Here is an 825-nt window from a genome sequence, read left to right on the forward strand (position 1 = left end):
AGACCAAGACCGGTAACACACGCTCTATGAGCAGGTAAGCGACCAATCGGGCTACGGTACAATGTAACCTGTATTGTTTTCTTAGCCATGACCTTATCCTGTAATTTCGTCTACAGACTTGCCGCGCTTAGCAGCAACGTCTTCTGGTGACTTCATTGCACTCAAACCTTTAACTGTTGCGCGAACAACGTTAACTGGGTTTGTAGAGCCGTAGCACTTAGCAAGTACGTTTTGAATCCCTGCGACTTCTAGCACTGCACGCATTGCGCCGCCAGCGATGATACCAGTACCATCTGAAGCAGGCTGCATATAGACCTTAGAGCCACTATGCTTTGCAGTTACAGGATATTGCAAGGTTGTACCGCTAAGAGGTACGTCAACCATATTCTTGCGAGCTGCATCCATTGCTTTTTGAATAGCGATTGGAACTTCACGCGCTTTACCACGACCGAAACCTACACGACCTGCACCATCACCAACAACAGTTAGTGCTGTGAAACCGAAGATTCGACCACCTTTAACAACTTTTGCCACACGGTTAACTTGTACAAGTTTTTCCTGTAGCTCTGGACCGTTTTTGTCTTCTACGCTCATCGTAATGCCCCTTAGAACTCTAATCCGGCTTCACGCGCAGCGTCAGCCAATGCCTTTACACGACCGTGATATTTAAAACCAGCACGATCAAATGCTACTCTTGAAACACCAGCTGTCTTTGCTCGCTCAGCGATCAAAGCACCAACTTTAGTAGCCGCGTCAATGTTACCTGTACCTTCGCCGCGAAGATCTTTATCCAGAGTAGAAGCAGAGGCTAAAACCTTGTTTCCT

2 protein-coding genes are annotated in these 825 nt (G+C 47.3%); both read right to left on the reverse strand.

All coding sequences use genetic code 11. The annotated features are described in order from the left end of the window. Positions 1–93 precede the first annotated feature (93 nt). Positions 94–594: a 30S ribosomal protein S5 gene (gene rpsE / locus A3735_RS25020; RefSeq protein WP_068508544.1), complete on the reverse strand. Its 501-nt coding sequence runs from the start codon at positions 592–594 to the stop codon at positions 94–96. A gap of 11 nt (positions 595–605) precedes the next feature. Next, positions 606–825 (reverse strand): 50S ribosomal protein L18 (gene rplR / locus A3735_RS25025; protein ID WP_068638856.1); only part of this gene is annotated, 220 nt, incomplete at its 5' end.

The sequence above is a fragment of the Oleiphilus sp. HI0061 genome, from assembly GCF_001635675.1.

Bases quoted from the DNA above. Each gene is read 5' to 3' on its own strand.
- rpsE (WP_068508544.1), bottom strand. From the start codon at position 594: ATGAGCGTAGAAGACAAAAACGGTCCAGAGCTACAGGAAAAACTTGTA.